Genomic DNA, 14216 nt, shown 5'->3' on the forward strand with positions numbered 1-14216 from the left:
GCCAAGTTCATCATGATTGACTAACTATTCAGGAATCTCTCACAAATCTATATTCACTAAATACACAAATTTCGCAAGTCTTAATTACTAGTACTGTTATGACTCATTACTCTCTTGATTGGATTGAAGCCTGGTGTCAAGAAAACGGCTGGACAGAATTATTTGTTGAGCGGCGCAACAACTATTGGTTCACATCTACCGACGGTGGAAGAATATACTTGTATTAAAAATACATAGCAACGTAGCAACTTACGTTACTAAGGGCAATGTAACAGTAACAGTTGTACCATGATCAGATTCACTAATAATATTTAAACTGCCTCCGTGTAAATCTACACATTTTTGTACAACCATCAAACCTAAACCTGTACCGGGAATATTACGAACATTTTTACCTCGATGAAATGGTTCAAATAATTCATTTTGGTCATTTGTGGGAATGCCAATTCCTTGGTCACAAATTTTAATTATTACCTCCATTTCCTCAAAGATGAGATGAAAATCAACTTGAGTGTTTTCAGGTGAATATTTAATAGCATTTGACAAGAGATTTCCTAATATTGAACGCAACAACTTTTCATCTAAATATGTTTTTTCCGAATTTCCTTCACAAATAAAAGCTAGTATATGTCTAGAAGCATCACTCAGACGTATTTCTTCAACAAACTGACGACAAAATTTTTCTAAATCCAGATATTTGGGATTGAATTCTAAGTTACCAGTTTCGGCTCGATTGATGGTTAAAATATCATCAAGAAGCTGTACCATATTTTTTACAGAATCTTGAATGCGGCGTAAATTGCGAATTCTTTTTTTGTCATCTTGCCAGGAATAGGGAGAATTTTCTAATAATTGAGCAGCAGCTAAAGCAACACTTAATGGTGTCCGAAATTCATGGGATGCCATTGAGAAAAAACGAATTTTCATGGTGCTTAATTCTTTTTCTTTTTCCAATGCTACTCTCACTTCTTCTAATCTTTTTCTTTCTGTAATATCACGACAATTAACAAAGATTTGTGTGAGTTCTGAATTATCAACAAATCTCTGACTAATAGCTTCTAAAGTTCGCCAAGATCCATCCTGATGACGATAACGAAATTCTACAGGTAGGGGAATATCAGGATTTTTAATTGCATTGGTAATGTGATAACAAGTGGTGACAAAATCATCAGGATTAATCAGGGCAAAAAAATTTTGATCGATCAGATTAGCAGATTGATAACCTAGAACTTTTTCTACAGATGGACTAATATATTGAATCGTCCCTTCTGTATCTAAAATAGTGATAACATCTAAAGCATTTTCAATCAGTGAGCGGAATCTTTCTTCACTACGTTGTAATGCTTGTTCAATTCTTTTGCGTTCTGTAATATCTCTTTGTACTGCTATCCAATGAGTATAGTATCCTGTTTTATCGGCTACAGGAACTACACTAAATTCTACCCAAAATTCCGAACCATCTTTGCGATAGTTAATAACTTCAACTGTAACAGTTTCCCAACGGGAAAGAGCATTTCTCACTTGATCTAAAGCAACCCGATCTGTTTTTGGACCTTGGAGGATACGAGGAGTTTTACCTAACACATCTTCGGAACTATAACCAGTCATGCGTGTAAAAGCTTGATTGATATATAAAATGCGTGGTCCAGGTTCATCTATGGGTTGAAATTCTGTGATTAAAACAGCATCATTAGTATTAACAACGACAGATTGAAGTAACCGCACTTGTTCAGCTTGACGTTTTTGTTCTGTAATATCTGCAACTACTGCGACTATACCAGTAATTGTTCCATTGCTGTTGCGGAGAGGAGCCGCAGAAAAAACAATATCTATCAATGTACCGTCTTTTTTGGGTTGGCGTACTTCTAAACGGGGAAGAGTGATACCTTGAATGATGCTATTTCTGATTTTTTGATATTCTTCTAGTTCTATGGGAATGATGGGGTTAGGTTGGTCTAAAATTTCTGCTTCTGTCCAACCAAACATTCTTGCTGCCGCAGGATTCCAAATTTTAATATTGTTATCTAAATCTACGGTAAAAATAGCACGAGGTGAAGCAGCAATCAGAGATTCAAGAGTTTGATTAGTGTGACGAAGTGCAGCTTCAGTGCGTTGACGTTCAATAATTTCTGCTCGTAAAGAAATGTTAGTTTGAGCTAGTTCTTCTGTGCGTTGTTGGACTCGGTTTTCTAGTTCTATATTCAGCTCTTGTAATTGTTCGTAGAGTTCTGACTGTTGAATTGCGATCGCTACTTGATTGGCTAATTGTACCATCAATTCAACTTCCCAATGTTGCCATTCACGGGTTTTTTCACATTGATGAGCAATCAACAAACCCCAAAGATAAGGTTGAGAATAGGGAGGAATATCTCGCACTTCTTGCAATATTGGTACTACTAATTTAGCTTTTACACCAAACTGTTTCACAAAATCTGCTAAACAAGATTCTACATCACTCTGGTCTATATTGGTAATAGCGCGAGTTTTTCCTTGAGTATAAGCATGATGATATTCCCTGGGAAATACTTCTTCTGGAAATGTTTCTCCGAGAATGCAAGGATAATTTTCTGATACAGTTTCGGTTATTGCACAACCAGTACCATCTTCCCAAATCCGATAAATTAGAACTCTGTCAGCTTGGAGAAACTGTTTTACCTCTGCTACTGTGGTGACTAGCACTTCGTCTAAATTCAGGGATTTGCGAATCTGGTGAGCTATTTGACTTACTAGACGTTCTCTATCAGTTTGCTGTCGGATAATTTTTTCTGCTCGTTGTCGTTGAGTTATTTGTCGCTGTAGCAGATAGTAAGTTGTAAACAGGGTGATGATAAATAATCCAATAAAAATACCGAATGGATTGAGCATAAGCAAGGGGTTTAGGATTATGATAACTTTGCTGGGGATTTGTTAGACATTTCCAAAAAATTTGTGCTATATTTAACTTACTCCTTTTTTCCCACCCTAGTTTCGTTCACGCTCGAATTCTTTGCGTGTGCTTCCACACCAAAAAGGTAAAACAAATGTAAAACAGATGTAAAAAGGGTGGAGAGTGTGCAATGTAAGGATTGCAAAAGGATTTTAAGGAAGCAGCAGCAATGGTCAATTCGTAGCATTCACAACCTAACTTTAAGGCTGCGCCTTGAAGAATCACTCAATGGCTGTACTGTAAATACATACAGTTGTTTAGAGTGGGTCACGATTTACCAGTTTTTATAGTGGTAATCTGTGATTGAGTTGTAATGCTCGAAAAAACCAGAGTTGCAAATCTACAAAATTCGCTTCTCAATTTTTTCTTTTGCAATTAACTCTCTTCAAGGGCAGTCTCCAGTAAAATTATGGAGAATGTTACCGATGAAAATCCCAAATAGCGATCGCGCAGTAATTGAACCATCCAAGCTAACTGAGTATTTACTGAATACTGAACATAAACGTGGTGGGACAAAAGCGAAATTACTACTCCAATTTGGTTATTGTCCTAATAACTGGCAGCAGCTAGAATCAGATATCCGTAAGTTTCATCTAACTGTAGATGTTAATCTGATTAAAGAAACTGCTTATGGTACAAGATATGAAGTGAGCGCAAATCTACTTACCCCTATTAACAGGCTACTCCTTGTTAAGACAGTCTGGCAAATAGATACAGGTAGAGACTTTCCGCGATTGATCACTTTATTTCCTGATTAGCAAGCAATATTGGAGGTTGCAATGAATTTCACTCTTTACTCAGATGTAATCTTATTGCGTGATCTTCCTGAAGATAATGTATATGCTGGAGACATTGGCACAGTAGTTGAACAACATGATGTTCCCGGACTAGAAACAGGCTACAGCGTTGAGTTTTTCGATATGCTTGGCAATACTGTGGCTATTGTTACATTGCCAATGAGTTGTTTCCGCTTACCAACTCGTGCCGATAGACCCGCAGTCAGGTTAATGGCTAATATTGGCTAACAACTAAGTTCTTGCTGTGGAAATATGATTTGTGGTTTGGATGCTCCCAAAATATTAATGTGATGTAAATCCTGAGATGGCTACACTATCGAAAAAAAATAAATTTAGCCTGAAAATTCATTTTCAGGCTGTTAATAGAATTGATCTCAATTAACTTGATATTACAAAGAAATTAGACCGTAATAGGACAGAATTACCACAACAGTCCCAAGTCCTATCAGGGTAATTCCTGTGAACCAAGTAGCTGATGAAATCACTTGGTAAACCTTGGGATATGGATCTTGTTGCCATTTCCACCAATATACCAGAGGAGCTTTAGCTTTGAAATAGCCCAGTTTCTCTAATTGCTGACGATGGTATTGATCATAACGAGGAAATTGGCTGAAGGGTAAATCTCCTAGATGACGCTGAGAAATAATCCGCCGACGTTGATAGGGAACAGTGTTATCACCAAAAGTGGTTTGATACTCTTCACTACTCAACAGTGCATCAATGAATCCTTGTAAGCCCTTAGTACCTAAGATTATAGACCAAGCAATTGTTTCTTGTTGATTGTAAACTTTCCGCCCCAGAAGACGCTGTACACACATTTCTACAAATCGGTAATTGTTGTTTGTGTCATAGTTGCGTAAACGAAATGTTTCAGACATTACCAATCCGCGAATAAAATCTCTAACAGTAATACTTTTGTGTTTTAACTGAGATTCTAGAGTCAACTGACGGTTACTAACCAGAATTTGTTGTTCGTTAAAAATCTGACGATAAGCAGCCCAAATTAATTCATTCATTTCTACCGTGGACGGAGTTCCTTCAGTAGTGTAAAGTTTGGGTTGTTCGTCTCCAGGGATTTCAAATCCTTTAACTCGTTGGTTTTGACTGGAGGGGGCGTAGTTTTTTAAAGGAATAGTCATGGTGAGATTGTTTAGTAACTAATAATTAACATTTATAGAAAATTGATAATTTTAAAATAGGGATTTAATCCTGGATATCCTGATTTAGACAATTATTCAAAATCATCTGAATCCGTTCTTTAACAACTCGGTCTGATTCTTGCGTCATAGCTTGATGAAGGATAGTATTGATTTCTACTGTCGCAACTGCTCCCAAAGAAACCGCAGAAGCATAACGCAATGCCCAATCTTCAGCATTTAACAAAGCCCAAGACAGCTTGTCAATTCCTCTTTGTCTTTTTTCAGAGTCCGTAGTGGAAATCACCATCTTTTCTAAGCCCCTAGCCGCCACTCGGCGTACATTTCCTTGGCAATGATTGGCAACTTCTACACCTACTACATCTACTAATAAATCTAAAGCGAGATCATCGCCAAGATCAGCGAGAATGCTGATGATTTTTGCTTGTTCATTCTGATCTGTGCAAGTTTGATAATCTGCAATTAGAGATTCTACTTTTGTGTTCATAATTGGTAATTTTAGGTAAATTAATTTTTTTCTCACGCAGAGGCGCAGAGAGAGGAAGAAGAGTGTTTGGTTTATTATTAAAGTTGGATTAATAATTGATCAATGATTTGAAATAGGGTTTGCGTTGATTGTTGTTTTTCTATTTCTGATATATCGCTTTTTAATACTGTTTCTAAAATTCGTTTTAGGTTTAATAGTTTGAGACTATTACCAATTTTTGCTTGCACAATTGCTTCTGCTGCTTCTATATGACCAATTGCTCCTAAATCAAAGACCGCAGCCCAGCGTAAATAAGGATTTTCGTGATTAAGATTTTGAATAATGCGTTCGAGATATTCTGGTTTTTGGGTGATGAGATAAAGATAACGTGCCGCAGCACATTGAACTCTTTCGGAGGAATGTTTTAAAAATGGCTCAACTAGCGGACGTGCTTCTAATACTCGCAATTCTCCCAAGGCTTCTATCAAGGCTTCGTAGGGTTGGGGTGTAGCAGATTGTAAAAGTTGTAAGAGGGGAGCAGCCGCAGTGGAATCGCCAATTTTTCCTAAAGCCTCAATGACAACTTCCCGAAATTGCTCATCTTCATCACAGTTTAGGGCATTGATGAGGGCGGGTACTGCTTCAATATTTTTGAGTTCTCCTAAAGCGCGAGCAACTTGACGACGTAAGGGATAGCCGCCTTGAACTGTACGATAACGAACATCCTGGAGTTGTTGACAAAGGGCTGCACAAGCTGATTGAATTTGATGTTTTCCTAACCACCAAGCAGCATAATATCTAATTTGATTATCCTCTGCGTCTAGGGAAGAAATCGCAGTTTCAGGAGAGAGAATGGGTTCAGTAGGAGAAGTAGTAACAACCATAAATTGATAATGGGTAATGGGTAATGGGTAATTGGTGATCATAAATTGTTTTTAATCACCAATCACCAACTACTTTTATACAGGTCTGACGCTGATAATTTTGCCGCCTTGCTTGTGAATTTGCTGGTATTTCTGGGACAGTTGATCAAAAGGTACGTTGTACAACTGTCGGCTACGACGAACAGCTACTTTAGTACCAACTCCACCAGCGATAACTTCCATCATATACATCCGGTTGTCTCCGCGAGCGGGAGAACTCTTTAATTGTCCAAAACCAAGATCAGATATAAATCTAATAGATGTGGTGGGAGGAATGATGACATTAGGCAAATTCATCGCTAATTGTTGCCGTAAGCGGGGGCTTTTTGAGCCAGCATTATCGCTGTTACCATCACCCCGATACAGTGTAAATAGGCGGTTGAATCCAACCTGTTTCATGCCAGGAATTGACTTGAATCCCCGGAGATAGGGAACTGTGGAATCACCAAAGGCACTGGTGTATTCCATGCTATCAATATAAGAGTCTATTTCTGCATCATAACCTTGAGCAGCATAGACATCTACATGATAGGCAATTTCTGATTGATCGTAGGGAGCGCGTCCCAACAAATGTTTATAATTCAGTTCAATGAAACGAATTTGGGAATTGCTATAAAAGAAGCGCTCTTTGTAAAATTCGGATTTTGCTAATGTTTGCACAAATTGGCGCACACTAATTTGTCCGTTTCTAAGCATTGCTTCTGCATTAGCAAAAGTTCCACCAATATAAACTCGTTCGCGTCCAAATATATGTTCGTAAGCAGATTTGAGAACTTGCTGTAATTCGTCTTCGCTGTAATTAGGGCGCAGTTCGATTTTTGTGTCTAAAACCGCACTGATGCCTAACCTCTGTTCCATGGAAAGGGTCATGCTTTTAACTCCTTATGATCAAATAAGGGGAGAAGAAAGTGTTTTTCCCTGTCCCCTTACTCGTTTAACTGGTAAATTTTTAGCTCAATGCGTTGATAGCATAGTTGAGGTAAATATTTGCTTCTCCAGCTACGTCACCAGATAAGCCATTGTTGTCGCGGACAAATTCCAATGCGGCTACATACCAACTGGGGGATAAACCCAAAGCAGCATTAAATTCTTTTACACCTGCTACGACATACTCATCTAATGGACCTGTGCCACCAACCACACAGCAATAGCTGATGGTGCGGAGGTAGTGGCTGATGTCACGAACACACTTGGATTTACCTTCTGGGGTGGAAGCGTATTGAGAACCCTGCATTTGGGTGGTGTAGGGGAATTTTTGGTAAACGTGGTTAGCAGCAGCTTCAGCCCATTTTTGACCGTTTTGGTTGAAGGCTTTAGCAGCATTCAATCCAGCTTGAGCGCGGCTCATCCGACCAAATATAGCTTGCATTTCGGTGTTGCCTAAGTATGCGCCACGAGAGTCCGCAGCAGCAATAGCCTCGGTAAGAGGGGTCTTCATAGTTAAAATTCTCCTAAAAATCTATTATTTTGGCTGATCAAATGAATGAAAATTCGATTCAAAATTAAACAACTGCTGCTGCTGCACGATCAAAGTAACTAGCTACTTCAGACATTAAGTTGCTGCAATCACCACGGGTAATACCGTTGTTATTGTTAGCAATAGCGATCGCGGCATCTTTCATTTTGCCAATGCCGGAAGCAACTGTAGCGCCAGGTGTTCCCAATGCTTGATAGGTTTCGCGCAAACCGTTCAAACAACGATCATCCATAATACTGGAATCTCCAGTAGCTACGGAATAGGTAACATAACGTAAAATGAAGCCTAAGTCACGAATACAAGCTGCTTGGTTACGGTGGTGGAAACAAGCACCGCCAGGACCGAATACGTTGGGTTCTTCAGCTACTAATGCGCGATAAGCATTTGCGGTGATTGCGGAAGCGTTGCTGGTCAAACGGTTAACAACATCTAAGCGTTTGTTGCCATCTGCAACTATAGCAGAGAGAGCATTGATTTGATCATCGGTCAAATATGCGCCTTGGCGATCGCTTTGTTCAACTACTCTAGAAAAAGCATCAAGCATCTTCAATTTCTCCTAAATTTTTAGGTTTTGGAAAGTAGACATTTCCTTTACCCGCCTTGATTTAGAAGATTAAGGGGTTTGGTGTAAATAAATAGGTAAGGAAATTGTAAATAAATCGGAAAGATTAGTAGAAAAACTAAAATCTTTACAATTCGCAATTGAATGTGTAAATAAGTATTGCAAATTTAGAAGAAGTATTTTGGATTTCTAATTGAAAAAAATCGCTTTTTTGCCGATTTTGTAGCTAAAACGCCATAATTTACCCGTTAATAAACCCAGCCGTTGTCCGGTAAAGTGATGATTAAGGTTTGCTTTCTAACCATATACTCTGATGAGAATTCTTTTAGTTGAAGACGATATTCGTTTAGCGGAAACCTTGGCAGAGGCACTAACAGACCAGCTTTATGTTGTTGACATTGCCACAGACGGAGAAGCCGCTTGGGATTGCACCAAAGCCCTAAACTATGATCTACTGCTGTTGGATCTGATGTTACCGGAAATAGATGGTATTAGTCTGTGCCATCGGTTGCGATCGCACGGTTATCAAATGCCGATTCTGATGATTACAGCTTGTGATACAATCACCAACAAGATTAATGGCTTAGATGCTGGAGCAGATGACTACATCATTAAACCTGTTGATTTAGGTGAATTATTTGCGCGGGTTCGGGCTTTATTACGTCGAGGTAACACAAACTCCACACCTATATTGCAATGGGGAGATTTAAAACTTAACCCTAGCACCTACGAAGTCAGTTATGGAAATAATTTTCTCCATTTAACACCAAAAGAATACAGTCTTTTAGAATTACTATTGCGAAATGGTCGGCGAGTTCTTAGTCGCAGCCTCATTATCGAAAATCTATGGACAAGCGAAACATCTCCCGACGAACATACTATTAAAGTTCATCTTAGAAGTGTCCGCCAAAAACTCAAAGCAGTTGGCGCACCAGAAGATTTTATTGAAACCATGCACGGTCTAGGATATCGTCTCAAATCACCAGACCTTTTGCAAAGTTGCTGATTTCAAACCTGTCCTCAAGAGGATATAAAATTTCAGGTTTTTTGTTAAAAATTAAATATTCTCAAGAGGCAATTTCCTGGGATTGGGTTTTGTTCTGTGGCTACAAGTGGGATGATGCTAATGTGATCACTACGGTACAGCAACATTTTGAAAACGTAAACTATGAGCGATCGCTTGCATGACTAATAACCTCGTTTTTTACGACATACAGAACAAAAAAGCTGAGTATTATCCCTAATTTTCTTCCCACATAAACAAGTTCTAGCTGGAGAAGAATAGTTAAAAACTTTTGGGATTTTCATTTGTGTGCTTAAATTCCTATTTTTCCTACAAGCAGAACATTGAATCTCTCCTGCTTTTCTGATTGTTTTACCACATAAACATTTATATGTCATGCTTATAACCTCATTTTCTTGTCAATTATGTAATTACTTAAGTAGGCAGGTGTGAAAATCTGAATGTATGTCATTGCGAATGGAAGGTAAAGCCCTGACGGGTATAGCTGCGCTTACCGCGTAGCGTGGCGTTAGCTATAGTGAAATCAAGCAAGCGCAACGGTTTTGCCGATTTTACATTCTGTTGCTTTGCGTAAGTCCTGTATTTATTTCATTGGGCATACTGCCTAATTATAAAATCTAGCGATCGCTAGATGCAAAAACTCTCTTAAAAGCTATAAACTGCAATTGTTGCACCAAAAGATTTACCTGTGGATGCCATTTTAGAACGATCGCACCAATTAAAACAAGCCTTAGTCGATTTTGTCTTAGATGCAGAAGGCGAACTAGCAGAAGCACTCGAAACTTATGCAGCAGAACATCTGCGCCGTGGTAGCGGAGATAGTAGTCAGCAAGACTTAATTATTGATAGCTTTCTTGTAGAAGGACAAGTTGGTGATAAATCCCCTTTAGAATTGTTTATCGAAAACAATCAAGATTTATCAGAGAGCGATTGTAATTTACTAAAAAACTGGCATCGTAGTTTTATTGGCTTATTTGCCATAACTAATATTTTACCCGATAGCTTTGAGTTTACCAGTTGGCTCACAGATAAACGCTACATTGTCAAACCCAGTGATACTCAAACCTTAGAGAAATTATCTCGCTTGAAAGTCGGAGAAATATTACTAACTCATATTTTTCCCATTAATAATAGCGACTGGATGTTTTCTAGCCCTTACACAATAATGGGCAAATTGGGTAAGCCAAAACTTGCTGTAGCAATTGGTAATTTCAAAGAAAACTATAAAAATAATCTTTATAGCGATGCTCCTGACTTGTTAGAAGAAGCTTGGCAATCAGTAGAGCAATATCATCAGCAGTTTATAGACTTTTTCGGCAATGATGAAATTACATTACCGGGATACCAACTGAATAAAAAAATCGCAGAATTTCAAGAGTTAATTACTGAAAAACGTTTGGCTGAGGCAGGAATTGATTCTTCCAAATCTCTGGCGGAAATGGCAGAAGAAGCTGGCGTTAGCGAAGAAGAAATACAAACAGTCGCCAAAGAAATTGGTGCAGACTCCAATGTAGTTTCTCAAATTTTTAAAGAGAACAAGAGTACCAACAAGACTAAAATGGTCATGCCAAAGGTTGATTTACCTGCCGAACTTAGGAAAGCAGAACAAGTTACGACTCTTTCTCATCCTCGTTGGGGACAAATGTTTTTACCAACTTATAGTAGGATGCAAGCAATTCTCTCAGATGAAGATGGGCAAAATCTTGAAGGTAATGAAAAACTAATTCGCCACTATCTGGAAGACAAAAGTATTAATGCTTTTATCTGGCATCGTTTAGCCCAAAAGTATCCAATTCCACTAGAAAAATTGTTGCAAGATTTTCTACAACGTCCAGAGTTTAGCCTGGCAAATAACTTGGATTCACTTTTACAGGAATTCGACAAACCTATAGAGCCAGATTTACCAGAAATTGCCAGTGTACCGATACATCTGCACAACTTATTTCAAGAGGCCATCGCAGAAGTTAACAAATCTAAGCCCAAAGGTAAGGGACAAAAGAAGTCAGTGAAGGGTTTTAAATAAGCCTTGATTCCCCATAGAAGTTTTTTGGGATAAATTTAGTATAGATGTAGGGAGTATCAAAAATTAGGGCGGATCACTAAAAAATGCTGCGATTAAAACTGTGGCAATGGGTAGTATTAGCATTCCCCATTGCACTAATTATTGCTTTTTTGCTCATCTGTGCCGGGTTGCAAATTCACACCTGGGGTATTAGTTGGATCTGGGGTATATTTACTCTGGTATTTGTGGGCTGGCGTTGGCTGCTGATGAGATGGACTAAACCTCAAATCAATATGGTAGAAATGGCTTTGGCAGAAGTCACAGAAGAGTTAGAATCAGCCGCAGATCAGCCAGTAGGACTACCAGCCCAAAGCGATAGTATTAAACAGGCAGAAATAGCACTGCAACAGATTCTCAAAGCAGCAGATAGCGATCGCCCAATTTGGGAAGACTGGCAAACCTTTTGGACACGATGCCAAGATTTAGTCACAGCGATCGCGCATATATATTATCCTCAAGTTCAATATCCCCTGTTGAATATTTATATACCCCAGGCTTACGGGTTAATTCGGGGAACGATGGATGACTTAGATCAGTGGATGCAGAAGCTATCACCAGCACTGAATCAGATTACCGTTGGACAAGCTTACCAAGCTTATGAAGTTTATCGCAAAATTGAGCCATCGGCTCGGAAAGTTTGGCAAGCATGGAATTGGGCGCAGTGGCTATTTAATCCTGTAGTCGCAGTGGCCAAGCAAGCTACTAAGGGTTATACAAACCAAGCAACTCAGCAGTTATTAGTCAATTTAGGTCAACTACTGCGGGAAAATGCGCTGAGAAATTTATGCCGTCAGGCGATCGCACTTTACAGTGGTAGCAAATTACCAGTTGCAGAAGCCAGTATTTCTACACCAACCCTACCCACAGCTAAGACTCAAAACCTGCGAGAAATATTAGCCAAAGCCGAACCCGCCGAAGAAGTTGCCCAAAAACCTGTAAATATTCTCATTGTCGGGCGCACAGGTTCGGGCAAAAGCAGTTTGATTAATACTTTATTTCAGGCTGATCTGGCAGAGGTGGATGTTTTACCCAGCACTGATCAGATTCAAAATTATCATTGGCAAAGTTCCACAGGCGAAACTTTAACGCTGTGGGATTCCCCAGGCTATGAACAGGTGAATGGTGGTGATTTGCGAAATTTGGTGCTTGATTATGCTACAAACGCAGATTTACTACTTTTAGTTACCCCTGCACTTGATCCCGCCCTACAAATGGATGTGGATTTTCTCCAAGATATGCAGGCGGAAGTTGCCGAATTACCAACCATTGCCGTAATTACCCAAGTAGATCGTCTGCGTCCTCTCCGCGAGTGGGAACCGCCATACAATTGGGAATCGGGGAATCGTCCCAAAGAAATTGCCATTCGCAACGCTACCGAATACCGCGCCCAACTTTTGGATAACTTCTGTAATCTAGTATTACCGATTGTTACCAGCGATATCAAAACAGGTCGAGTTGCTTGGGGAGTAGAAGCCCTATCTTGGCAAATTGTAAATGCGATCGCACCTGCTAAACAACTGAGGTTAGCTCGGTTTTTGCGTAACTTGGAAGCTCGTACTGTCGCATCTGCCAAAATCATTGATCATTATACTTTCCAAATGGCGACCACTCAAGGACTAACTGCACTACTTAAAAGTCCTGTGCTTCAATTCATCGCCACAGTATCAACTGGTTCTCCCACTCTGGCGTATCTCCTAGCAGAGCAAATTCCAGTGGAACAATTACCGATTGTGATTGGTAAACTGCAAATGGCCTATGACCTATTTTCCCTATTGCATACAGGTAAGGTTAATCCGCTCAACTTTGATTTGCTATCTCTTTGGCCATTGCTACTAGAAAATTCTGCTGCACCTGACCGCAACGCCTGGGCATTTGGTCATGCGCTAGTGGAGTACTGGACTCAGGATATGAATGTGGAAAAACTCCGGGAACGATTTAATTACTATTTGAAAGCAGTTTAACTTTTACACATAAAATAAAAACTGCTCTTACTAAAAGTACATTCATAAGCAGTTTTCATTATTATGTCTCAATTAAATATCTAGTACCAATCGGCGGAAATAAACAGACAATTACAAATCAATAAAAAGCCGATAAAATCAGCTTCTTGACTTTTGACTTCACGGCGGCTACGCATCTTCCATTTCAAATTGAGCTACAGTCACAGCATTGAAAGCGAACGCTAAAACTAATGGCATGGGACACTTGAATACAAATGTAGAAATAATAGCTACGATTGTGCTAATTACCGCCGATGCTGACCAGACTCTTTCCTCAACAGTGAAACCCTTCTCAGCTTTAATCAAGTTGAGGACGTGATTGGGAATTGGTTCAGGCATGACACATCCGGGAGGAAAAGCCCAATAGTTGTTGCGCCGCTCAACAAATAATTCTGTCCAGCCATTTTCTTGACACCAGGCTTCTATCCAATCAATAGAGTAATGAGTCATAACGGTGTTGGTAATTAATACTTGTGGAATTTGTCTAGTTGGTGAATATAAGTTTGGAAGAGATTCCTGAATAGCTTAACGAAACATGATGAACAGAGAGAAATTTCTTCGCTTCTAAATCTGTCTAAGCATTTTTAACTGATCAAGAATTGCTGAACTGCTCACATAATTAAAAGACTAACAGTGGCGATTAGCTGTTGAACTCAAAATACAATAAACTTTACTTATCAATGACATTATGAAGCATTGTAAATAATTCAGTAAACAATGCCTAAGCGAATCGATATTTAACTTAACATAGGCGGGCATCTTTGCCCTCACTACAAGGATTTAATGTAATTTAACGTGAGTTCGACGGAACTAAAAACTCTT

The 14216-nt window shown here is 39.2% G+C and carries 15 protein-coding genes; 7 read left to right on the forward strand and 8 right to left on the reverse strand.

Annotated elements, in window-relative coordinates; all coding sequences use genetic code 11:
- The first annotated feature begins 98 nt into the window (after positions 1 to 98).
- On the forward strand, positions 99 to 227 hold the full coding sequence (locus tag VB654_RS24050) for a hypothetical protein (RefSeq protein ID WP_323216375.1): 129 nt from the start codon (positions 99 to 101) through the stop codon (positions 225 to 227).
- A 22-nt stretch (positions 228 to 249) separates the two neighbouring features.
- Here VB654_RS24050 and VB654_RS24055 read toward each other — a convergent pair whose 3' ends face one another.
- Positions 250 to 2865 carry a PAS domain S-box protein gene (locus VB654_RS24055; protein WP_323216361.1) on the reverse strand — a complete coding sequence of 872 codons (2616 nt, stop codon included), beginning with the start codon at positions 2863 to 2865 and terminating at the stop codon, positions 250 to 252.
- A 486-nt stretch (positions 2866 to 3351) separates the two neighbouring features.
- On the opposite strand from VB654_RS24055, the gene VB654_RS24060 reads away from it, so the two are divergent.
- Positions 3352 to 3684, forward strand: a complete 333-nt coding sequence (locus tag VB654_RS24060) for a DUF6883 domain-containing protein (protein ID WP_323216362.1) — start codon at positions 3352 to 3354, stop codon at positions 3682 to 3684.
- Between the two features lie 21 nt (positions 3685 to 3705).
- Positions 3706 to 3951, forward strand: coding sequence for a DUF4926 domain-containing protein (locus VB654_RS24065; RefSeq protein ID WP_323216363.1), 246 nt, complete (start codon positions 3706 to 3708; stop codon positions 3949 to 3951).
- Between the two features lie 161 nt (positions 3952 to 4112).
- Here the strand turns inward: VB654_RS24065 and VB654_RS24070 are convergent, their stop codons facing one another.
- From VB654_RS24070 to VB654_RS24095, 6 genes are all read right to left on the reverse strand, one after another.
- Positions 4113 to 4862: a phycobilisome rod-core linker polypeptide gene (locus VB654_RS24070; RefSeq protein WP_323216364.1), complete on the reverse strand. Its 750-nt coding sequence runs from the start codon at positions 4860 to 4862 to the stop codon at positions 4113 to 4115.
- Between the two features lie 64 nt (positions 4863 to 4926).
- A complete protein-coding gene (locus VB654_RS24075; protein WP_323216365.1) occupies positions 4927 to 5367 on the reverse strand; it encodes a HEAT repeat domain-containing protein in 441 nt (146 codons plus the stop codon).
- 77 nt (positions 5368 to 5444) lie between these two features.
- Positions 5445 to 6230 (reverse strand): HEAT repeat domain-containing protein, encoded by a 786-nt coding sequence (locus tag VB654_RS24080; protein WP_323216374.1) that lies wholly within the window; start codon positions 6228 to 6230, stop codon positions 5445 to 5447.
- Between the two features lie 75 nt (positions 6231 to 6305).
- A complete protein-coding gene (locus VB654_RS24085; protein ID WP_323216366.1) occupies positions 6306 to 7139 on the reverse strand; it encodes a phycobilisome linker polypeptide in 834 nt (277 codons plus the stop codon).
- Positions 7140 to 7218: 79 nt separating this feature from the next.
- On the reverse strand, positions 7219 to 7707 hold the full coding sequence (locus VB654_RS24090) for a phycocyanin subunit alpha (protein WP_323216367.1): 489 nt from the start codon (positions 7705 to 7707) through the stop codon (positions 7219 to 7221).
- Positions 7708 to 7771: 64 nt separating this feature from the next.
- Entirely contained in the window at positions 7772 to 8290 is a 519-nt protein-coding gene (locus VB654_RS24095; RefSeq protein WP_323216368.1) for a phycocyanin subunit beta, read from the reverse strand.
- Positions 8291 to 8621: 331 nt separating this feature from the next.
- On the opposite strand from VB654_RS24095, the gene VB654_RS24100 reads away from it, so the two are divergent.
- The 4 genes from VB654_RS24100 to VB654_RS24115 all read left to right on the forward strand — a co-directional run bounded on the left by VB654_RS24100 (position 8622) and on the right by VB654_RS24115 (position 13355).
- Positions 8622 to 9314 (forward strand): response regulator transcription factor, encoded by a 693-nt coding sequence (locus VB654_RS24100; protein ID WP_323216369.1) that lies wholly within the window; start codon positions 8622 to 8624, stop codon positions 9312 to 9314.
- A 41-nt stretch (positions 9315 to 9355) separates the two neighbouring features.
- On the forward strand, positions 9356 to 9496 hold the full coding sequence (locus VB654_RS24105) for a hypothetical protein (RefSeq protein WP_323216370.1): 141 nt from the start codon (positions 9356 to 9358) through the stop codon (positions 9494 to 9496).
- Between the two features lie 524 nt (positions 9497 to 10020).
- Positions 10021 to 11355, forward strand: coding sequence for a hypothetical protein (locus VB654_RS24110; protein WP_323216371.1), 1335 nt, complete (start codon positions 10021 to 10023; stop codon positions 11353 to 11355).
- A gap of 83 nt (positions 11356 to 11438) precedes the next feature.
- Positions 11439 to 13355, forward strand: a complete 1917-nt coding sequence (locus tag VB654_RS24115; RefSeq protein ID WP_323216372.1) for a GTPase family protein — start codon at positions 11439 to 11441, stop codon at positions 13353 to 13355.
- A 168-nt stretch (positions 13356 to 13523) separates the two neighbouring features.
- On the opposite strand, the gene VB654_RS24120 is transcribed toward VB654_RS24115, so the two are convergent.
- Positions 13524 to 13844, reverse strand: a complete 321-nt coding sequence (locus VB654_RS24120) for a hypothetical protein (RefSeq protein WP_323216373.1) — start codon at positions 13842 to 13844, stop codon at positions 13524 to 13526.
- Positions 13845 to 14216 lie beyond the last annotated feature (372 nt).

This window comes from Nodularia sp. UHCC 0506, from assembly GCF_034931045.1.
Lineage (GTDB): Bacteria > Cyanobacteriota > Cyanobacteriia > Cyanobacteriales > Nostocaceae > Nodularia.